Annotated in this window: 17 protein-coding genes and 2 pseudogenes; 6 read left to right on the forward strand and 13 right to left on the reverse strand. The window is 59.2% G+C overall.

Translation table 11 applies throughout. The features are described from left to right. Nucleotides 1-15: 15 nt before the first annotated feature. From D3Z90_RS12465 to D3Z90_RS12485, 5 genes are all read right to left on the reverse strand, one after another. Nucleotides 16-1,332, reverse strand: coding sequence for a hypothetical protein (locus D3Z90_RS12465; protein WP_136476083.1), 1,317 nt, complete (start codon nucleotides 1,330-1,332; stop codon nucleotides 16-18). A gap of 132 nt (nucleotides 1,333-1,464) precedes the next feature. Beyond that, a complete protein-coding gene (locus D3Z90_RS12470) occupies nucleotides 1,465-2,913 on the reverse strand; it encodes an APC family permease (RefSeq protein WP_136476084.1) in 1,449 nt (482 codons plus the stop codon). A 279-nt stretch (nucleotides 2,914-3,192) separates the two neighbouring features. Beyond that, nucleotides 3,193-4,680, reverse strand: a complete 1,488-nt coding sequence (locus D3Z90_RS12475; protein WP_136476085.1) for an aldehyde dehydrogenase family protein — start codon at nucleotides 4,678-4,680, stop codon at nucleotides 3,193-3,195. 14 nt (nucleotides 4,681-4,694) lie between these two features. Next, nucleotides 4,695-5,219, reverse strand: a complete 525-nt coding sequence (locus tag D3Z90_RS12480; protein ID WP_136476086.1) for a nuclear transport factor 2 family protein — start codon at nucleotides 5,217-5,219, stop codon at nucleotides 4,695-4,697. Then, entirely contained in the window at nucleotides 5,216-6,340 is a 1,125-nt protein-coding gene (locus D3Z90_RS12485) for an amidase (RefSeq protein ID WP_136476087.1), read from the reverse strand. The genes D3Z90_RS12480 and D3Z90_RS12485 overlap by 4 nt, the downstream gene beginning before the upstream one ends. Nucleotides 6,341-6,572: 232 nt before the next feature. Here D3Z90_RS12485 and D3Z90_RS12490 point away from each other — a divergent pair, with 232 nt between their 5' ends. After that, nucleotides 6,573-7,049, forward strand: a complete 477-nt coding sequence (locus D3Z90_RS12490) for a MarR family winged helix-turn-helix transcriptional regulator (RefSeq protein ID WP_136476088.1) — start codon at nucleotides 6,573-6,575, stop codon at nucleotides 7,047-7,049. A gap of 95 nt (nucleotides 7,050-7,144) precedes the next feature. Here the strand turns inward: D3Z90_RS12490 and D3Z90_RS12495 are convergent, their stop codons facing one another. The 7 genes from D3Z90_RS12495 to iacA form a co-directional block, all read right to left on the reverse strand. Beyond that, the gene (locus tag D3Z90_RS12495) at nucleotides 7,145-7,642 is read right to left on the reverse strand and encodes a flavin reductase (protein ID WP_136476089.1); all 498 of its coding nucleotides are present in this window, start codon (nucleotides 7,640-7,642) and stop codon (nucleotides 7,145-7,147) included. Between the two features lie 11 nt (nucleotides 7,643-7,653). Then, nucleotides 7,654-8,613 carry a PDR/VanB family oxidoreductase gene (locus tag D3Z90_RS12500; RefSeq protein ID WP_136476090.1) on the reverse strand — a complete coding sequence of 320 codons (960 nt, stop codon included), beginning with the start codon at nucleotides 8,611-8,613 and terminating at the stop codon, nucleotides 7,654-7,656. A 51-nt stretch (nucleotides 8,614-8,664) separates the two neighbouring features. Then, nucleotides 8,665-9,405 carry an SDR family NAD(P)-dependent oxidoreductase gene (locus tag D3Z90_RS12505; RefSeq protein WP_136476091.1) on the reverse strand — a complete coding sequence of 247 codons (741 nt, stop codon included), beginning with the start codon at nucleotides 9,403-9,405 and terminating at the stop codon, nucleotides 8,665-8,667. Nucleotides 9,406-9,417: 12 nt separating this feature from the next. Beyond that, nucleotides 9,418-9,894, reverse strand: coding sequence for an aromatic-ring-hydroxylating dioxygenase subunit beta (locus D3Z90_RS12510; RefSeq protein WP_136476092.1), 477 nt, complete (start codon nucleotides 9,892-9,894; stop codon nucleotides 9,418-9,420). A gap of 14 nt (nucleotides 9,895-9,908) precedes the next feature. After that, complete coding sequence (locus D3Z90_RS12515; protein WP_136476093.1) at nucleotides 9,909-11,183, reverse strand: Rieske 2Fe-2S domain-containing protein; 1,275 nt, start codon at nucleotides 11,181-11,183, stop codon at nucleotides 9,909-9,911. A gap of 121 nt (nucleotides 11,184-11,304) precedes the next feature. Beyond that, entirely contained in the window at nucleotides 11,305-11,667 is a 363-nt protein-coding gene (locus tag D3Z90_RS12520; RefSeq protein ID WP_136476094.1) for an IacB protein, read from the reverse strand. 16 nt (nucleotides 11,668-11,683) lie between these two features. After that, entirely contained in the window at nucleotides 11,684-12,856 is a 1,173-nt protein-coding gene (gene iacA, locus D3Z90_RS12525) for an indole-3-acetate monooxygenase (RefSeq protein ID WP_136476095.1), read from the reverse strand. A gap of 412 nt (nucleotides 12,857-13,268) precedes the next feature. On the opposite strand from iacA, the gene D3Z90_RS12530 reads away from it, so the two are divergent. The 5 genes and pseudogenes from D3Z90_RS12530 (at nucleotide 13,269) to D3Z90_RS12545 (ending at nucleotide 18,182) form a co-directional block, all read left to right on the forward strand. After that, nucleotides 13,269-14,201 carry a LysR family transcriptional regulator gene (locus tag D3Z90_RS12530; protein ID WP_136476096.1) on the forward strand — a complete coding sequence of 311 codons (933 nt, stop codon included), beginning with the start codon at nucleotides 13,269-13,271 and terminating at the stop codon, nucleotides 14,199-14,201. 207 nt (nucleotides 14,202-14,408) lie between these two features. Further along, nucleotides 14,409-15,038, forward strand: a complete 630-nt coding sequence (locus tag D3Z90_RS12535; protein ID WP_136476097.1) for an NIPSNAP family protein — start codon at nucleotides 14,409-14,411, stop codon at nucleotides 15,036-15,038. A gap of 9 nt (nucleotides 15,039-15,047) precedes the next feature. Continuing rightward, nucleotides 15,048-16,328 (forward strand): annotated as a pseudogene (locus D3Z90_RS27355) (HAMP domain-containing protein); the annotation flags it as partial. A gap of 321 nt (nucleotides 16,329-16,649) precedes the next feature. Continuing rightward, nucleotides 16,650-17,186: pseudogene (locus tag D3Z90_RS27360) on the forward strand (methyl-accepting chemotaxis protein); the annotation flags it as partial. A gap of 141 nt (nucleotides 17,187-17,327) precedes the next feature. Beyond that, the gene (locus D3Z90_RS12545; protein ID WP_136476099.1) at nucleotides 17,328-18,182 is read left to right on the forward strand and encodes an SDR family NAD(P)-dependent oxidoreductase; all 855 of its coding nucleotides are present in this window, start codon (nucleotides 17,328-17,330) and stop codon (nucleotides 18,180-18,182) included. Nucleotides 18,183-18,323: 141 nt separating this feature from the next. Here D3Z90_RS12545 and catA read toward each other — a convergent pair whose 3' ends face one another. Next, the gene (gene catA, locus D3Z90_RS12550) at nucleotides 18,324-19,259 is read right to left on the reverse strand and encodes a catechol 1,2-dioxygenase (RefSeq protein WP_136476100.1); all 936 of its coding nucleotides are present in this window, start codon (nucleotides 19,257-19,259) and stop codon (nucleotides 18,324-18,326) included. Nucleotides 19,260-19,273 lie beyond the last annotated feature (14 nt).

Raw genomic sequence — 19,273 nt, forward strand, 5'->3', positions numbered from 1 at the left:
GCCGCCCATCTATATTTAGAACGGCACCGCGACGGTCAGTTGGCTGTAGACGTTGGTACCGTTGCCATTGGACTGGTTGCCGCCGGTGCCCAGCGCACGATCTGGCTGATACAGACCCACCAGAGGGGTGATGATCAGGTTTGGCGAAACCACCCATTCGGCGTACAGATCGAGTTCGTCAGCATCCTGGTTCAGCTGGTCGCGACCACCAATGGTGTTGAAGTTGAAATACAGCACACCCAGGGTCAGGGTTTCGATCGGGTTGACCTTGAGAGCCAGGTGCTTGATTTCGGTATTGCTGTTGAACGGGCCGGCATAGTTGGCCGCCACTTCACCCTGGAACCAGGTGCCGTAGCCGGTGCTGTAGCCGGTGAACAGTGGGTCCCAGTTCTGCGAGTAACGGGTGTAGCGCGCAGTCAGGCTTGGGGTCCAGAACACATCGGCAAAGCGGTAGCCTGCTTCGGCGTACCAGCCGGTTTCTTTGTCGCCCTTGGCGTCTTCAACTGCGTATTCGAAGGCGAAGTTGGCGTTTTCAATCCCGGCGTTGCCATCGCCACGGATGCTGTAGACATCCATGCCGTCGCGGCGCTGCTGGAACTCACTGGCCCACTGATCGACCACGTCCAGGCCGTGGATGTAGGTCAGGCCAAGCGTGCCGATGTCCTGGGTGTATTCCAGGGTACCGACTGCAAGCTCGGTTTCGGCTTGTGCACGGTTGTCCGATTTGAGCCAGGCGGCGCTGCCGTGCAGGCCTTCGCTGCCGCCCAAACGAACCACTGCGGTGCAATCAAAGGAGTGACGCGCACCCAAGTAGTACGCACCACCCCGGTTTAATTGGCCGTCTGCTAGGCCCTTGCCCAGGTTCGGGCCATCATCGTTGATCAAGAAGCCTTGGCCGGCCTTGAAGATCTGGCGCCCGAAAGACAGATCGACGCCATCTTTGCCCAGCGCCGAGAACACATCTCCCGAACGCCAGCCGAGCGATGCATCTTCGATCTTGGTGGTGCGCTCGCTGCCATCGGTGAAACCTCCGGCGTCGCCATCGCCCCAGGTGCCGGAAGACACCAGACCAAAGGCGCCATAGGCGGTGCCCGCAGTGCCCAGTGCGGTATCTGCCTTGACGCCGTATTTGATGAAGCCTTCTTGCCAGTGCGAACCGCCCTCGGTTCCATCATAGTTTTTACGGCTATTGAACAGGCCGTAGGCTGCCAGACCTTCGAAGCTGACGTGGGTGTCCGGGGTGTCGATCAGCGGGATGGCCTGAGCATTTTGACAAACAGCGGACACAGCAATACTTGCGGCGATGCCGCACAAAGCGAAGCGCGAAGACATGGTCGAATTCCTTAACTACAGATTTTTGCTTTTGTTGGTTGGCAGTCAAGCGAGGCGCCCTGCGCAATCTGCGTTGCGCGAGGGCTTTTTGAGCGCATCGGCCACGGTGATGGGCCGATGCGTGTGGCCAGGTCAGGCGGCGTTGTTGCCCAGGCCGCTGAACCTCAAGGGCGCCGTGCTGCGCAAGCGTGCAGCCAAGAGGATGCCCGCCAGTGCGGCAATCGGCACCACGGTGCACAGTGCCAGCGACATGGTGGTGCTCGCCCCGGTCAGCACATCGAAGTGGATGATCGCGGTGATCAGCACCGCCAGCAGCGCCACACCCGAGAGCGCTGGCAAAATGAAGCACTTGAGCCTGCTGTCGGCCAGCTGCGGGTTGGCCTTGAAGAAGCCGATGACCGCAAGCGAGGTCAGCACCATCAACAGGATCAGGCACAGGGTGGCGACGTTGGAGAACCAGGAGAACAGTTGCAGCACCGGGTCTGCACCTGCCAGGGCAAACACCGCCAGGATGCTGGCCGCGATCAGCGACTGCAGGCCGGACCCCAGGTGCGGGCTTTGGTGTTTTCTGTGGGTAGTACCGAGTTTCTCCGGCAGCAAACCATCGCGGCCAATGGCGAAGAAATAGCGTGCAGCGGCGTTGTGGAAGGCCAACAGCCCGGCAAACATACTGGCCACGAAGAGGATGCGGATGGTGCCCGTCAAGGCAGGGCCTACATAGTGATCAGACAGCGAGTACAGGAACGTGGTCGGATCTTGCAGGGACTGCAGCGCTGACACGATGTCATTAGCGCCTGCGCCCACCACCATGGCCCACAGCGACAGGGTGTAGAAACCGCCAATCAACAGGACCGATAGGTAGGTAGCAAGCGGGATAGTGCGCTTGGCATTCTTGGCTTCTTCACTATACAGCGTTGTCGCCTCAAAACCGATGAAGGCTGCGAAGCAGAACAACAGGCCAATGGACGGGTTGCCGCTGGTGACATGGGTCGGGGTGAAGGAGTCGAGGTTAACGCCATGGGCGCCGCCGCTGCTCAGAATCGCCACATCGAGAATGATCATTGCAATGTATTCGGCGATCACGGTGATCGACAGCACGCGAGCCGACAGGTCAATGTTGCGGTAGCCAAGGCAGGCAATCAGGCCCAGCGCTGTGGCCGAACACAACCACCATGGCACCTGGATGCCGAACACTTCTGCCAGGCTCCCGGCGACGATGGCGCCGAACAAGCCGTACATGCCCGCTTGCAGAATGTTGTAGGCAACCATGGCCAACACCCCTGCCGCGCCGCCCGCCATGCCACCCAAGCCACGGGAGATCAACGCGTAGAAGCCTCCAGCGTGGGTGATGTGGCTGGCCATACGGGTGTAGCCCGCCGCGAAGCACAACAACACAAGCAGAGTAAGGATCAGTAAAGCAGGCGTACCCGCGCCATTGCCAAGCATGATGCCGATGGGGAAACCGCCGGCCAATACGCTGAGCGGGCTTGCCGCTGACAACACAAAGAAGATGATCATGGCAACACCTAGGCTGCCACGCCGCAGTTCCTTCGAGGAACTATCGCGCAGGGATTCGCTCATGTTTTTATACCTTATTTTATGAGGCAGTCTTTGCGGGGGTTGAAAGCCGCGTCGCTCTTGCACACAGAGCGGGCGGCGAATAATTGTTTTGGGCCTTCAGGTTAAGGTCGATGCTAGGCTGCGCGCCGCGTGGCGGCTATCCCAAATTGGCCGCATTTAGCCTTACAACAGGGGTTCGAACAACAATCGACGGAAGGTAATCGACCAAGCGGTGCGCACTGTGTCGGTGTTGAGAACCACTGTGATCTGGCGCCCTACCCGCTTGTCTTTCAATCTCAATCAGTACCGGATCATCACCGACTTCAATTCGGTAAACGCATCGATGAATGCGCTGCCAAATTCACGCCCCACACCCGACGATTTACTGCCGCCGAACGGTACCGCCGGGTCGAGGAAGGTATGCATATTGACCCACACCATGCCCGACTCGATGCGCGGGATCATGCGCAGGGCCTTGGACAAATCGTTGGTCCAGATACTGGCGCCCAGACCATAGGGCGTGTCGTTGAGCAACTCGATTAGCTCTTCGTCGCTGTCGAACGGCAACAGGCAGACGATGGGGCCGAAGGTTTCTTCGGTGAGGAACAGGTCTTTCGGGTTACAGGCGCGCAACAAGGTCGGCTCGACAAAGTAGCCCGTGCCGCCCACGGTTCGCCCGCCGGTGATAATTTCCTGGCCGTCGCCCAGGCGCTCGAAGTAGCTGACGATTTTGTCGTAGTGGGCTTTGTTGGCCAGCGGGCCGAACTGCACGCTTTCATCCAGTGGCGAGCCGATTTTCAACGACGCCAGGGCCGCGCCCAGTTTTGCCGACAGCTCGTCAATGCGCGAGCGATGCACGTAGATGCGCTCGGGCGAGGCACAAATCTGGCCCTGGTGGGTAAAGGCGGTCATCAACAGCCCCGGCACGACTTCATCAAGGTTGACGTCGGCCAACAGCGCCGCCGGGTTTTTGCCGCCCAGCTCCAGGGTAACGCGGGTCAGCTTGGCCTTCATCGCTGCAGCGCCCACGGCGATGCCGGTCGGCACGGAGCCGGTGAATGACACCTTGCGCACGTCGCCATGCTCGGTCAGCTGTTGGCCAATCCGGCCAGCACCGGTTACCACGTTGACGGCGCCATCGGGGATGCCGACATCTTTGGTCAATTCGACAAGGCGCAAAAGGCTCAGTGGTGAGAATTCGCTGGGCTTTAGGACAATGGTGCAACCGGTAGCCAACGCCGAGCCGAGTTTCCACACGGCGATCATCAGCGGGAAATTCCACGGCACGATACCGGCCACTACGCCCAACGGCTCGCGACGGGTGAACGCGGTGTACTGCTCACCGTTCATCGAAGGCAATGACGGGGTGATGCTTTCACCGGTGATTTTGGTGGTCCAGCCAGCGAAGTAACGCAGAAACACCGCCGATTGCGCCACTTCCAAGCCTCGGGCGACGTTGATTGACTTGCCCGAGTTCAAGGCTTCAAGCTGCGCCAGTTCTTCTCCATGCAGCTCAATCGTATCCGCCAGCTTGTTCAGCAACACGCCACGTTGATACGGCGAGGTCTGCGCCCAACTGCCCTTGAACGCCCGCGATGCTGCCGCAACGGCCGCATCGACTTGCGCTGGGGTCGCATCAGAAACCCGAGCAATCGGCTGCTCGGTGGTCGGGTTGATAACTTCGGTGACAGCGGCCTGCTTGTCCACGGTGGTCACACCGTCGATGAAGCTGCCCAGGGGCTTGGCTAAAAACGTCACCACGCTATCAAGAAGCGCTACTTCGCTCATCAGAATTCACCTTGTTATTGTTGGGTATTAGCCGCTGGCACCGGCAAAGGCGCCTCGCTGTTCCACGCACTTACAGGACGGCCGAACAAGTTTTCGGTTTGAAAATGCGCCATGCGCCATTGGCCGTCTTCGCGTGCGAAGCGCACGCTCAGCCGGGCCGCATTGAGGTGCGAGGTTTGGCTTGTGAAAGTGCTGGTTTGCAACATCACCCAGCTGCCATTGGCCTGGTCACCGTCAACGTCAATCAGTTCACTGGTAAGAAAATGCACATTCAGAGCGAAGTGCGCCGGCGGTTTCATGTAGGTGGCGAACATGTCGCGGATTGCCTGGCGCCCACGGTAGCCGCCAAAGCTTTTTGCATACTTGACGCCCTTGCCTTCCCAGATCGCCGCGCGGGTAAACAGCCCCGCCAGTTCGTCGAGCGGTGTGTTGGCGTCCAGGGCGTCACACAGCGCCATGTAACGATTCATGCAGGCACGCACGGCCTGTTGCGACTCGAAAACGTGCAGACGTTGTTCCAATGCCAGGACATCGCTCATCGCTGTGCCCCGGCGCAGATGCGCTGCAGCAACAGCGTAGCGGCCGCCAACAAGGCCTCGTCATCCCCTTTTGCCCCGATCAGTTGCAGACCGACCGGCAAACCTTCGGGGCTGGCCAGTGGCAAGGTAACGGCTGGGTGGCCGGACAAATTGAACGGGCGCACCAGCGAGGTCATGCCCAACACCGCGCGAGTGTCGGCGGCATCTTCAACTCGCAGCGGGAAGTCCGGCATGGTTGGCAACACCAGTACATCGAATTGTTGTAGTGCCGCATCGACTTGCGCGGTAAAGCGGTCGCGCACCTGCTCGGCATCGGCAATGGCTGCATCGGTCATGGTACCGGCAGCTTGCAGACGACCGGCGATGTCTGCACCGACTTTGCCAGCGGCAAGCAGATGGCCGCAGGCGACGTGGGTTTCACGGTTGATAATGACCATGCCGGCGCTGTAGGCCGCTTCAAAGTCTGCGCATTCAACCATCTCAGTATGTTGGCCACTGGCGCTCAAGGCGGCCTGAACCACTGCGCTCACCGCTTTGCTCGCCGGTACTTGCAACACGCCGATGTTCAGGCTGGCAGGTGTAGTGGCAGGGCTGAAGCTGGGGTCAATGATTGCCATCGCCGTGATCAGCATCGGCAACGAGGCGGCGAAAGGACCAACACAATCGAGTGTTGTCGCAGCCGGTATGACGCCCTGGCGACTGACCCGGCCAAAGCTTGGCTTGAAGCCGAACACACCGCAGCAACAGGCCGGAACGCGCACCGAACCTCCGGTATCGGTGCCCAAGCTGAAATCCGCCAGCCCCGCTGCCACTGCCGCCGCCGAACCACTGGACGAGCCACCAGGGATCAGCGCTGGGAAACGCGGATTGATCGCGGTGCCAGTGTAATGGTTGATCCCTGTAGTACCAAAGGCCAACTCGTGCAGGTTGGTTTTGCCGGTAATGCGGCAACCGGCGTCCAGCAGACGCTGCACCACATCGGCATGCTTCACAGCGGGTGTGGCCTGTTCCAGCGCGCGGCTCGACGCGCGGGTGGGCGAGCCTGCAATGTCGATGGTGTCCTTCACCATCACGCTGGGGCCAGCGCCACCCATGTTCAAAGACTCAACCACGATTGTCATTGCAAAGACCTCGTCTGCGGGAGGACGCACGCGCGTCAGTAGCGGCTAAAATTGCTTATTTATACGTGAATAGTCAACTGAATATTCACGTATAAAATTCAGTTTATTTTGCTTGAAAATCACGCAAGCCCTCAGCGCAGCGGCATGCGCGCTTAGGTCGCAGGCAACAACAGGGTGTGCTTATTACGGGAAAAGTCTATTATTAGCCCTCACTCATCGAAGCCAGTCATTTATGAGCCCGACGAAAAAGCGCCACAGCCGCTACGACCCCTCCAGCGAAGGTTTTCGCAAAGAGGATTTCCCGTTTTATTGGCTAGCGCGCGTACATGGTCAGTACACCCAAAACATGGAACGTCTGCTCAAGAAGGTCGACCTCGACGTCGCCAGATGGCGCGTGTTGTGGATCCTCAATCAGAACGGCCAATCGAGCATTTCCGAGATATCGACCCACGCCATTGCCAAGCTGTCGACCATCACCAAGATCGTCTACCGCATGAAGGACGACGGCCTGGTCAATACCGCGCAAAGCCCTGAAGACGGCCGCGTCACCCAGGTGTGCATTACCCCGCAAGGCCTGGCGATGATCGAGCGCATGCAAGGCGCTACCAGCGAGCTGTTCAAACGCAGCTTTGCCGGCCTGAGCGAAAGCCAGGTCGAACGCCTGAACAAGACCCTTGAGACCGTGTTCCACAACCTGGAAAGCTTCTGAGCCCAAGGTTCTTCATCCATCGGGGCGCCTACAGACTGCAGTGAAGAAGAAAAATGCCCAGGGAGCAGCTGGGCAAAGAGGTAACCTAGTCTCTGTCAGCAGGCCTTTGAGGCTTCACCGAGGCGGTGGTAGGCGCGGTTGAAGTACACCAGTCCCTCGTCTGAACCGCCGTGGCGAATCGCTTCAACCTCGCAATAGAAGATGCTGTGCGAGCCTACTTCATGCACTTGGGCAATCCGGCAGTCAAAGTTCACCAGTGCGTCGAGCATCACCGGTGCACCGCTTTCAAGGGTTGTCCAGCTGGTCGTGGCAAAGCGCTCATCCATGGACATTGCTTTATTGGCGAACGCCCCGGACTGCGCTTGATGCGCCCCCGACAGCACGTTCACACAGACCACGGCGTTGGCCTGGAACTGCGCATTTGACTGTGAGGCGCGGTTCATACACACCAGCAAGGTGGGCGGCGAGTCGGTGACGCTGCACACGGCGGATGCGGTGAAGCCAAAACGTCCGGCATGACCGTCGGTGGTAATTACCGAGACAGCGCCACCGAGCAGTGCCATTGCATTGCGAAAGCTGGTTAGATCAACCATGAGTGTTCTCCTCAAATGTCCAACACGAGTTTTTTTGACTTGGCACGTGAGCAACACACCAGAATCTGGTCATTGCCGGCCTTTTCTTCGTCGGTCAGGTACACGTCACGGTGATCCGGTTCACCTTCCAGCACGTCGCACAGACAGGTACCGCACACGCCTTGCTCGCACGAGATCTCGATCTTGATGCCGACCTGGGCCAATGCATCAAGAATCGATTGTCCCTCTGCCACTTCAACGGTTTTACCGCTGCGGGCGGCAACCACTTCGAAGCGGGCGCCGCTGGTGTCTACTTCGACCTGGAAGTATTCCTTGTGGATGTGGTCTTCGGTGTAGCCCTGTTGGCGGGCACCGCTCATCACCCAGTCCATGAAACCCGATGGTCCGCAGGTGTACATGTGCACCCCGGCTGCGCCCTGGCCTAGCACACTTACCAGGTCGAGCTTTTGCTCAGCGCCTTCATCGTCGAAGTGAGTAAACACACGCTCGGCGAACGGCGCGTTTTGCAGCTCATGCAAGAACGCACTGCTGCTACGGGCACGGCCACAGTAGTGCAGCTCGAAATGCTCACCACGCTGATGCAGGGCGTAGGCCATGGCGATCATCGGCGTGATGCCGATACCGCCACCGAGTAGAAGGGTGCGCTGGGCATCTTCGACCAGTGGGAACAAGTTGCGCGGCGTGCTGATCTGCACTTCGCGTCCTTCCAGCAGGGTCTCATGTACACCCTGCGAACCGCCGCGTGAGGCGGGATCTTTCAAAACGCCCAAACGGTAGCTGCTGACGTCTTGCGGGTTGCTGCAAAGCGAGTACTGGCGAACCAGGCCAGGGGCGACATGGATGTCGACATGGGCGCCGGCTTCGAAGGCAGGCAACAGCGCGCCGTCGGCACGGGTCAGGTCGAGGACCACCACGCCGTCCCCTTGCAGCTCGCGCTTGCTCACCACTACATCCAAAAGTGCTTCATTCATGGCTAATGCTCCATGTATTCGAAAGGGCCACCGAGGTGGCCCGGTATTGGCTCAGCGCATGAACAGGCCGCCGTTCACATCCCAGGTCGCCCCGGTTGTAAAGTAGGCTTCAGGGCGCGCCAACTGAACGATCAAGTCACCGAGAAAATCCGCATCGCCAAGGCGCCGCACCGGAATATTGGCCAACAAGCCGTCAAGCTTCTCGGCGGGTACCGCCGCGCGCACTGCCGGGGACTCAATCGGTCCCGGGGCAATGGCGTTGACGGTGACGCCACGGCTGGCGAACTCTTTGGCAAAGATTTTGGTCAGGGTCACGATTGCCCCCTTGCTTGCCGCATAGTGCGCCCCGGTGGCGGTGCCGCCGTTCTGCCCGGCGAGCGAGGCCATGTTGATAATTCGCCCGTAGCCAACCTCGGCCAGGTACGCACCGAGCACCTGGCAGGCAAGGAAGATGCTGCGCAGGTTCAAGCCCACCACGGCATCGAACTCCTCGGGGCTGATCTGCATCAGCGGCGTGGTCTTGGTCACGGCGGCGTTGTTGATCACAGCGTGCAGAGCGCCAAAGCGCTCCAGCACCTGACTCAACGCATGCTCAAAATCAGCCTTGATGCCGACATCCAACCGCACCGCCAGCGTGCGTTCACCGCTCGGGTCGAGCAGTTTGGCGCTGGCGTGCGCGGCCTCAAGGCTGCGGTCAGTGACCACCACCTGATAACCCGCTTGCAGCAACCTTGCGCAGAACGTTTGACCCAGGCCCTGCCCTGCGCCGGTCACCAATGCAACGTGGCTCATGGGGTGTCTCCTTTAGAGGATGTAGCCGATACCGGCGAGGTAATCGTCACTGTTGATCAGGCTGATCAACTTGCGCTGGATCTTGAAGCCACCCTCGGCCCGTACCAGCTCGTACGTCAGGTCGGCGGTGTAGTGCTTGAGGCTTTCCTTACGAAACTCGCGCACGTTCTGTGCACAGCGCACGGTTAGATTCATGCCGTCGTCGACCAACACGCGAAAGCGCGACAAGCTGCGCACAGTGCGCGGTTGCGGGCTGGTGGAGATCGACTCGCCGCCAATCAAGCGTTGCACACGCAGCTTGCGCATGTGGTGATCGTCATAGGCGTAGTTCAGGGTGTTCTCGTAGTCAGTTTCTTTCGGGTTGATCGGGATGATGTACGTCCCTTTTTCCGTCCACAGGTTCAGCCAGGTGTCGTACTCGCCGTGGTCGAGCATGTCGCCTTCCTGCCAGATGAAAGCGGTCACTTCTTGCAATAGTTGCAGGTTCATAAGGTTCTCCACACTCAAGCCGACATCATCTTTTTCCACTGCTGGTAGGCCGCACGCATGCCGGTTTCGGCACTCACGTCGGACACCAGGCCGTCTTCGCTAGGCTTCTCGCCCGGCAACCCGCGGTTGAGCATGATCCACAGGTCTTCACCGGCGTTGGCACCCTTCTGTACGCGCTCCCACGCTTCGGAGTCGTCCGGTGTGCCAAAGCCCATCGGGCCCTGGAAGTGCTCATGTAGGCGCAGGCGATAGCGGTTAGCGACGGCCGGGCCGCCGTCCATGGTGATTACCGAGTGGTGAATTTCGGTTTCGTTGACCGAAATCGGTTGCAGCACGCGGAAAAACGCCATCGAGCAGGCGACGTTGGGGAACAGGTTGAGGTTGAAGCCCGAACCGCCGACCGCACGCACGATGCGCCGCACTTGTTGTTCTTCGATGCCTTCGTCACGCAGCTCGGCGGCCAGCGACTCAAAGCGCTCAGGAATGGGTTTGTCCAAGTCGGCCTCTAGGTCGACCAGGTCAGGGATCATGACCATGACGCTGTGACCGTTGCCCAAATCTTCGACGTAGCCCGGGCCTTTGACGAAGTCGAACAGCTCCAGGGTTTGTTCATCGACCGAGGACAGGAAGCTCTTGTGCACCAACGGGAAGTGGTATGCATCGGTGGTGTTTTCCAGCTGGATCTTCCAGTTGCCCGGGAAGCGGAAACGGTGTTCACCCGGTACTTTGATGCCGTAACCGGCACCCTGCTTCATGAACAGGTCGATCCACTTTTTCGCTGCACCGAGGAAGTCACTGAGCGGCTCGATGTCATCTTTGAAGGTGGCGAAAATCATCCCGTTGTAGGTTTCGACGCGCAGGCTCACCAGCGGCAGTTCGGCCTTGTCGATGCAGTCGCCGTAGCTTTCCGGGTGCGGAATGCCGCGCAGCGAACCGTCCAGGGCGTAGCCCCAGCCGTGGTACGGGCAGACGAAGCTAGCGGTTTTACCCTTCTTGTGTTCGCATACGGTGGCACCACGGTGGCGGCACCGGTTGAGCAGCACGTTGATGTTCTTCTTGCGGTCACGCACCACGATCACCGGCTGTTTGCCGACGTAGGTGGTTTTGTAGTTGCCGGCTTCCGGCACTTCACTTTCGTGAGCGACCCACACCCAGGTGCTGTAGAAGATTTTGTCCAGTTCGGCATCAAACAGTGCCGGGTCGGTGTACAGCGAAGTGTGGACACGGTCAGCCTGCACCAGATCGGCAGGGTCGACCGCCAGGTTTACAGCGGGGATCAAATTGCTCACGGTATCTCCTTGCCGGATCAAATTCCGGCAACACGGCGCCTGCGGCTGCAATAAGAATCGCAACTGTGGCGTTAATTTTTTAAATGCAGTGTTACTCAGTGCGCGGCGAAGTTGCCGTCAATCAAGCGCGTTGAATAATCAACTCGCGCCCGACGCGGGCTTCAACTTTTGCATAGCGCCACAACTTGTATGTGCCCTCGCCCACCGCGGTTACGCGGAACAGATTGCAGGCGGCATGAACCGTCTCGATGTTCGGTACATCGGCCAGCAGGTAGGTGGTCCAAGGAAAGCCATCGGAGGGGCCAACCATGCCTTTGTCGTCATCCATGTTGCCCAGCACGTTCACGCCTGGCAGGTCATGAATGCCGTTCCACATTTCGCTGAAGGCGGCCCACACTTGCAGTTGTTCTTCGCGCGGGGCATCAAAGAAGTTTTGGTTGATACCCATGCAAAACAACACACGCAATGCTTTGTAGTCACTCATGATAAGTTCTCGTTAATTAGATATAGCCAGGAAGCGGTTGTTTGCCGAAGAAGATTGCGCCGGCGTTCTGATAAGTAACGTCGCCCATGAACGCATGCTGGGTAACTACTTGCGCATCATTGACGCAGCGGGCCAGCGGGCTTTCGTTGTACACCCCGGTCATCCCCGAGAGCATTTGCGCGGTACGGGCAACATCGGCAGCAACGCGGGTGGCGTGGGTCGAAGATAATCGCAGCAAGTTGGTGGCGGCCGCTGGCACCGGGTCGCCGGCGAGCACATGGCTCCAGGCCTGATCAATCGACTCGTAGAAGAACGCCCGTGCCGAACGCAATGCCGCTTCTGCCTTGGCGATGTCTACCTGGGCCAAGGGGCGATCGGCCAATGCCGGGGCGCCGGTCACCGAGATGCGACCACTGGCCATGCCGGCCAACTCGTCCAGTGCGGCGCGGGCAACACCCAAGCCCACCACCGACAGCACTTGAGTGGCAAACGACAACGACGGGTAACGGAAGAACGGCTCATCAAGATTGGACGGGCCGCCGCGCACGAAGGTCCATTGCTCAGGCACCACTACGTCATCGATCACCAGATCGTGACTGCCGGTGCCCAACAAGCCCACGGTGTCCCAGGTCTGGTCAATGCGCACTTGCGATTGCGGCATGACGGCAATACGAGGCAGGTCGAACTTGTCACCATTTTTCGGCGCGATACCGACGCCAACAATATCAGCACCCATGGAGCCGCTGGAGTACTTCCAGCGACCCTTGACCTGGAAGCCGCCAGGCACCACTTCAGCCGGTTGCGGTGGGAAGATGCCGCCGGCAAATACCACGTCCGGGCCGTTGGCGTACACCTGAGCAATGGTTTCCAGGGGCAGCGCCGCCAGGTACACCGGGCTCATGCCGAAGCTTGCCACCCAGCCTGCCGAGCCGTCGGCGTGGGAAATGCGTTCAATCATTTCGCAGAACTGCGCTGGCGAGCATTGGTTGCCGCCAAAGCGTTTTGGCACCAGAGCGCGGTATACGCCATGGACCTTGAAAGCATCGATGACGTCACGCGAGATGTGCCGCTGGCGATCAAACTCACTCAGCCGGGCACGCTCCCGAACACCGTCAAGCAAGGCTTCAAAGGCAGCACCACTGGCAAGCGCAGACGCAGGTGCAGCGTGCGAAACGCTAAGCGGATTCATAGAGAAACTCCGTCTTCAGTAACGGTTGTAAGGACGATGAGCAATGGGCAGTAGAGCGAGAATGCTCTTGGGGTAGCGCAGCAAGGCTGGCTAGGACAAGCAGGATGGGTCGGCATGATCGAGTACCTTTCTTGTTTTGGTGCCGTGGAGCGAATTTGCCTCCAATTACGTGAATAGTCAATGGAATATTCATGCTTACCGGCGGCGGTAACCCACGCATAAAACGGCCAATCGATTCATATAAAATCAATATAAATATATGATTAATAACGTTTTTTATGTTCATGCTCGAGCTGCAGCCACATGAGTTACCTGAAGAATATTGGAAAAATATTTTTGTAATTTTTACGGCCCGCTGACCAGCGGTGCTACCGTGTCCCCACAGCCGAGCACCTGCTGCGAGACGTTAGCCATGCCTGCAAATGCCCTATCGGAACTGACCTTTCAGGACAGCCGTTTAAAGTACCTCTACATCAGCCACCAGAGAGGCTCGATGCGCGCCGCAGCGGATGAATTCGGCGTAGCGGCCTCATCCATCAGCCGCCATATCGCCAAGCTTGAGCAGGAGCTGAACATCGAGTTGGTCAAGCAAGGTGCGCACCGCGTTGAGCTGACCGACGCAGGCAAGGTCGTGGTCGAGTACTACCAGACCCGCCTGGCGCACCAGCAGGACTTGTTCAGCAAGATGGACGATTTACGTGGCCAGCAGCAGAACTTAGCGGTCATAGCCGTGGGTGAAGGCTTACTGGACGCTCACGCGATCAGCAGCCTCAATCACTTTTTGCGCGAGCACAGAACGCTGCGCACCGAGATCATCAGTGCGCCTTCCTATGAAGTGCAGCGGATGGTTGCGCAAGACCAAGCGCACCTGGCGGTGATCTTCTCGCCGTGCCCGGCCGCTCAGTTTTCAAAGCTGTTCTCACTGGCGCAACCGTTGTGCCTGATCGTCGATCGCAATCACCCGCTGGCCGGACGTACACGCGTGAGCCTTGAAGACTTGAGCAAAACGTCGCTGATTCTGCCGGGCCCCAAGTTTCGCGTACGGGAACTGCTCGATCTGGCCTGTGCCAACATTGACTTGAAGATCGAGCCGGCCATTATCACCAACTCGCTGTCGGTGATTCTCGACTTTGTGCGCACTGGCGCCGGTGCGACCTTGCTACCCGAAAGGCCAGTGCGGGAGGAACTGAAATCCGGTGCACTCAGAGCTATCCCCATCGACTGTCCGCTTATGGAGCACACCGAGATACAGATCGTTACCCGCCGCTCACGACGCTTGCCCGAGGTCACTCAGGCGTTGGCACTGGCACTTGCCAAAGCCCTGCGTACTTCGCCGGTACGCTGAGCACTGCTGCGCAGCACATCGCCGGCAAGGCGCTATGTAAGGGAACTGTTGCACAAAGCGCAACGACATCGTCGCCCTCTGTCATTGAGCCCTCCCCCCCCGCACCCGTAGCTTCTGCGCATCCAGCGACGTTGCTCGCAGGTCACTGTGTGGCGTTCGCGTCGCACAGCATACAAAAACAGCAGCCAACGACCTTGAGGCGTATCCATGAGCCATCAACTGTATGAGTTGATCCGTTTGACCCTGCGCGTTCGCACCCCGTCGCACGCCTTGCCCAAGCTGCAAGCCGCCCTCGGCCAAGCCCTTGAAGGCGTTGAATTGGTGGGCTGCTGGGTGTCTGAAATTGGCCCGCAGAACACCATTGCAGTTATGCGCAGCTTTGCCTCAAGCGAAATCAAGGACGCCGAACGCACGCGCCTGTTGCTCGCAGCCGATGGCCTGGGCATCGGCGAGTACCTGTTGCACCAGCACATTGACGACTATTGCAGGTTCCCATTTCTGCAGCCGCTGCCAGCGGGAGAGCACGGCCCTTTCTACGAACTGCGCGAGTACAACCTGGTGCCTTCTGGCCTTGAACCCACCTTGCAAGGTTGGGAAAAAGCCGTTGGTCCACGCACCGGCGATGACTACTCCCAGGTGTACGCCGCCTTCTATGCCACCAGTGGCCGCGTACCGCGCTACCTGCATATCTGGCCTTACTCAAGCCTGGAGCAGCGCCTCGACGTGCGTACACGCGCGGTCAAAAACGGCGTTTGGCCACCCGAAAACTCGGCACCGCAACTGCAAGAAATGAACTCAGTGGTGTACCTGCCCGCCGCGTTTTCTCCTCTTTGTTAAGGCACCGCGATGAAAAACAGCTTGAGCATCCAGAGCAAAATCATTTGGCTCGCCAGTTTGTGCCTGATTACCGTGGTCGGCCTGCTGGTCAGCTTGTCCTTGCAGCAAACCCGCACCAGCACCGAAAACGCCAAGGACTTTGCCAGCCAGATACTGGCGCAAGCCGCTCAACGTACCCTGCAAGACAAAGCCCAGATACAAGCCCTGCAAGTACAGAACGGATTCAACAGTGCCTATCAATTGGCTGCTGGGCTCGGACGCCAGGTGCTGTTTCTACGTGAGCGCGCACAATCAGGTGAGCAAGCCGTCGCCACGCGTCAATCGCTGAGCACCGAGCTGCGCAAGGCCGCTGAAGATCACCCGGAGGTCCTCGGACTGTTTTTGATCTTCCAACCCAACGCACTGGACGGCATCGACGCCGCGTTCAAAGGCAACACCGACCTTGGCAGCAACGATGCCGGACGCTTTGCCGTCTACTGGTTGCAACCCAACCCCGGCGTATTACAAGCGGTACCGGGCGACGAAAAGCTGCTGGCAGACACCTCGAAAGGCCCCAGCGGCGCGGCTTTCAACACTTTCTTTACCTGCCCTGTCGAGAGCGCCAAATCCTGCCTTCTCGAACCGTACTTTGATGAATCCACCGGCACCAAGCGGTTGGTCACAAGCATTGCCCTGCCGCTGATCGTCGAGGGCAAGGTCATTGCCGTCATCGGCCTGGACATCAACCTGCAAGTCCTGCAGAAGGATGCCCAGGCGCAAGCGCAAAGACTCTATGACGGACGAGCCGGTATCTCCATCATCAGCCCCTCCGGCGTGCTTGCCGCGCACACCGAGTCGCCTGCCCAATTGGGCAGCGCCCTGCAGCAGGTTATGCCGACACAAGCCGCGCAGATCCTCGCATTGCAGAATCAAAACCGTATTCAGGCGTTGGACAGTGCCGATCAAATGCAACTGCTGGCACCGATCCAACCCATCGCTGGAGCCGAGCCTTGGGGGGTGTTGGTCAATGTACCGCGCAGCATCCTGGTCGCCCCTGCCGAGTCGATGAAAAGCTGGATGGACGGCCAACGCTGGAAGTCGTCCGGAATTGAACTGTCGCTCGGTTTGACGGCAGCGTTGCTGGGCATTGTGATGATGTGGTTTGCCGCCAAAAGCATCACCCGCCCACTGCTGCGCGTCAGCGAAATGCTCGATGACATCGCCGAGGGTGAAGGTGACCTGACCAAACGCCTGTCCTATGCCAAGAGTGACGAACTCGGTCGCTTGGCCCGCGCCTTCAATCGCTTCCTCGACAAACTGCAACCGGTGATTGTCCAGGTGCAACAAACGCTGGGAGGGGCGCGCACCACTGCCAATCAATCGGCGCTGATCGCTGAACAAACCAGCATCGGCATGCAGCAGCAGTTCCGCGAGATCGATCTGGTGGCCACCGCACTGCACGAAATGACCGTGGCAGCGCAATCGTCGGCACAAAGTGCAGCCTATGCCGCCGACGCCGCCCGCCGCGCCGATGAAGCGACCCAGGAGGGCTTGGCAGTGGTCTCCCTGACATCCGGCGCGATCCAAACCCAAGCCCACGCGATGACTAGCGGCATGGCGCAGTTGCAGTCACTCGGAGACAGCAGCCAGCGAATCGGCTCGGTACTGGAAGTAATCCTGTCCATCGCCGGGCAAACCAACCTGCTGGCCCTCAATGCGGCCATCGAGGCGGCCCGCGCTGGCGAGGCAGGCCGCGGCTTTGCTGTGGTAGCTGATGAGGTACGTGGGTTGGCGCAACGCACCCAACACTCGGTGGAAGAAATCCGCCAGGTGATCCATGACCTGCAGGACGGCACCCGCGATGTCACCGAATCGATGCACGCCAACCATGAACTGGCCCAGCAGAACGTCGCGCAAGTGCAGCAAGCGGTACGCACCCTGGAGCAGATCGGCCAGGCGGTGAACGAAATCACCGATATGAACCTGCAGATCGCCAGTGCCGCTGAAGAGCAAAGCAGCGTTGCCGAAGAGATCAATCGTAACGTTCAGGCCATCCGCAATGTGACCGAATCGCTGTCTGGGCAGGCGGAGCAGTCGGCGCTGATCAGCCAGCGGTTGACTGCGCAGGCGGATCATCAGCAAGTGCTGATTCAGCTGTTTAAGGCGTAAATGATTGGGTAGTTTTGAGCGTCATTTGCGTATCCAGTTGCGGCCGGCGAATTTGCAGACATAGGCCAAATGAACGATTCGCCAGTGCGCCCTTTACGCTGCACTGACTGCTGTTGATGTCGCCACCATCAGGAGAGCAGCATGCCGCAGATTCTAGCGAACAAGATCGCCATCATCACCGGTGCCAGCCGAGGCATCGGTGCCGCGATCGCCAAGCGCTTTGCCGCCGAAGGCGCTCGGGTTGTGATTACTGCCCGTACCGGCGAGCCAGGCGGCAGGCTACCCGGCTCATTGCAGGAAACCGCCGATTACATCTGCAGCCGGGGTGGAAAATGCTTGAGCATCACCGGCGATCTATCCAAGGAAGAAGACCGCGAACGCATCATGGCGCAAACGCTCGAGCACTGGGGTGGTGTCGACATTCTGGTCAATAACGCAGCCTTTGCACGCTTCGCCCCAACCCAGGAGCAGCGGGCCAGGCATGTGCAGCTGTCGCTGGGAATCAACTTCATTGCACCGCTGCACCTGAGCCAACTGGCTGTACCAGTGATGGTTGAACGCGGTGGCGGCTGGATCCTCAATCTGTCCAGTGCAACTTCACAGCGACCTGGTTGTGGCCCTTACTACAGCGATGACCGCGCCTACCGTTTCCATAACACCGCCTCGCCAAGCCTGTACGGCGCCACCAAGGCGGCGTTGGAACGTTTGACAGCAGGCTGGGCCATGGAACTGGCCAGCCAGTCGATTGCCATCAATAGCCTCGCACCGGTCGAAGCGGTGGCCAGTGAAGGTGCGCTCGACACTGGCAGCATCGATGATCAGGCGATATTCGAGCCGATCGAAGCGATGGCCGAAGCCGCCCTGGCGCTCTGCTCAGGCCCCCGCCAGTCGCTGACCGGGCGTAATGCCTGCAGCCTGCCATTGCTGGAGGAACTAGGACTAAGCGTGCGCGCCCTGGATGGCCGGAGCGAACTCGCCCCACAGGCTAATCAATGACGTAGGAGCTAGCTTGCTGGCGATCGAGTGCACAGCGCTCGCAAAACCACGTTCCACGGCCAACCTGGCGCTGGCATTGCTGCCGCTGCGCGCCAGATAACGAACCAAAGCCCGCTCCCACAAGGTCATATGTGCGCTTGATCAGGCTTTTTGCAAGGCGCGTGGACGCTGGCTGCGTTCACCTGCGGTTTTATCCACTGCGGCCTGAAGCTGGAAGCTGAATTGCAGATCGGCAAAGTACGTTGCTTCCAGGCCGCGGTTTTTAGCCGCTTGTGCGTCGTCGATGAAGTTCAGTTGGCCAATCAGCCCGTCACGTGTGGCGTAGGCAAAGTCGTCCCAGAGGTATTGGTCACCCTCAAAGTTGATTTGCGTGGTCAGGTGACGATAACCAGGCGCCGAGATGAAGAAGTGAATATGCGCCGGGCGCTGGCCATGACGGCCCAGGTGGTTGAGCACTTCTTGCGTGGTGCCTGTCGGTGGGCAGCCGTAGCCGCACGGTACGATGCTGCGTACGCGGTAGCTACCTTGGGCATCGGTGAGGATGCGCCGGCGCAGGTTGTATTCGGACTGACTTGGGTCGAAGTACGAATAAGTACCCTTGGTGCTGGCATGCCACACGTCTACCGTAGCGCCCGGAACCGGCTGCCCTTCGGCGTCTACCACACGACCGTGCAGGTACATCGCGGTGCCAGGGTCGGTACCGTCATCCATGCGCGCCTCGCCCTCGGTCAACGGGGCCCCAGCTACGTACAGCGGGCCTTCGATAGTGCGCGGGGTGCCGCCACTGAGCCCGGCCTGGGCATCCTTGGCATCTTGCAGCAAGTCCAGAAAGTGCTCTATTCCCAGGCCTGCGACCAGCAATCCGGCTTCCTGGTTACTGCCCATGCGGTTGAGGTAGTCCACCGCTTTCCAGAACTCGTCGTCGGTGATTTCAAGGTCTTCGATCAGTTTGGCGCTGTCTTGCAGTACACGCAGGATGATTTGCTTGAAGCGTTTGCTGCCCTGGTCGTTATCAATACCGGATACTTCTTTGAAGAAGTTTTGAACATCAGCGGTGTGTGAGATTTTCACTGTCATTGTTATCACCTGTT

It is taken from the genome of Pseudomonas sp. DG56-2 (assembly GCF_004803755.1).
In the GTDB taxonomy this organism is placed as follows: Bacteria; Pseudomonadota; Gammaproteobacteria; order Pseudomonadales; family Pseudomonadaceae; genus Aquipseudomonas; species Aquipseudomonas auratipiscis.

Coding starts and splice junctions, on each gene's coding strand:
- D3Z90_RS12535 (WP_136476097.1), top strand. CDS start 14,409: ATGAGCCATCAACTGTATGAGTTGATCCGTTTGACCCTGCGCGTTCGC.
- D3Z90_RS12520 (WP_136476094.1), bottom strand. CDS start 11,667: ATGAGTGACTACAAAGCATTGCGTGTGTTGTTTTGCATGGGTATCAAC.
- iacA (WP_136476095.1), bottom strand. CDS start 12,856: ATGAATCCGCTTAGCGTTTCGCACGCTGCACCTGCGTCTGCGCTTGCC.
- catA (WP_136476100.1), bottom strand. CDS start 19,259: ATGACAGTGAAAATCTCACACACCGCTGATGTTCAAAACTTCTTCAAA.
- D3Z90_RS12470 (WP_136476084.1), bottom strand. CDS start 2,913: ATGAGCGAATCCCTGCGCGATAGTTCCTCGAAGGAACTGCGGCGTGGC.
- D3Z90_RS12475 (WP_136476085.1), bottom strand. CDS start 4,680: ATGAGCGAAGTAGCGCTTCTTGATAGCGTGGTGACGTTTTTAGCCAAG.
- D3Z90_RS12485 (WP_136476087.1), bottom strand. CDS start 6,340: ATGACAATCGTGGTTGAGTCTTTGAACATGGGTGGCGCTGGCCCCAGC.
- D3Z90_RS12480 (WP_136476086.1), bottom strand. CDS start 5,219: ATGAGCGATGTCCTGGCATTGGAACAACGTCTGCACGTTTTCGAGTCG.
- D3Z90_RS12510 (WP_136476092.1), bottom strand. CDS start 9,894: ATGAACCTGCAACTATTGCAAGAAGTGACCGCTTTCATCTGGCAGGAA.
- D3Z90_RS12490 (WP_136476088.1), top strand. CDS start 6,573: ATGAGCCCGACGAAAAAGCGCCACAGCCGCTACGACCCCTCCAGCGAA.
- D3Z90_RS12530 (WP_136476096.1), top strand. CDS start 13,269: ATGCCTGCAAATGCCCTATCGGAACTGACCTTTCAGGACAGCCGTTTA.
- D3Z90_RS12500 (WP_136476090.1), bottom strand. CDS start 8,613: ATGAATGAAGCACTTTTGGATGTAGTGGTGAGCAAGCGCGAGCTGCAA.
- D3Z90_RS12495 (WP_136476089.1), bottom strand. CDS start 7,642: ATGGTTGATCTAACCAGCTTTCGCAATGCAATGGCACTGCTCGGTGGC.
- D3Z90_RS12545 (WP_136476099.1), top strand. CDS start 17,328: ATGCCGCAGATTCTAGCGAACAAGATCGCCATCATCACCGGTGCCAGC.
- D3Z90_RS12465 (WP_136476083.1), bottom strand. CDS start 1,332: ATGTCTTCGCGCTTCGCTTTGTGCGGCATCGCCGCAAGTATTGCTGTG.
- D3Z90_RS12505 (WP_136476091.1), bottom strand. CDS start 9,405: ATGAGCCACGTTGCATTGGTGACCGGCGCAGGGCAGGGCCTGGGTCAA.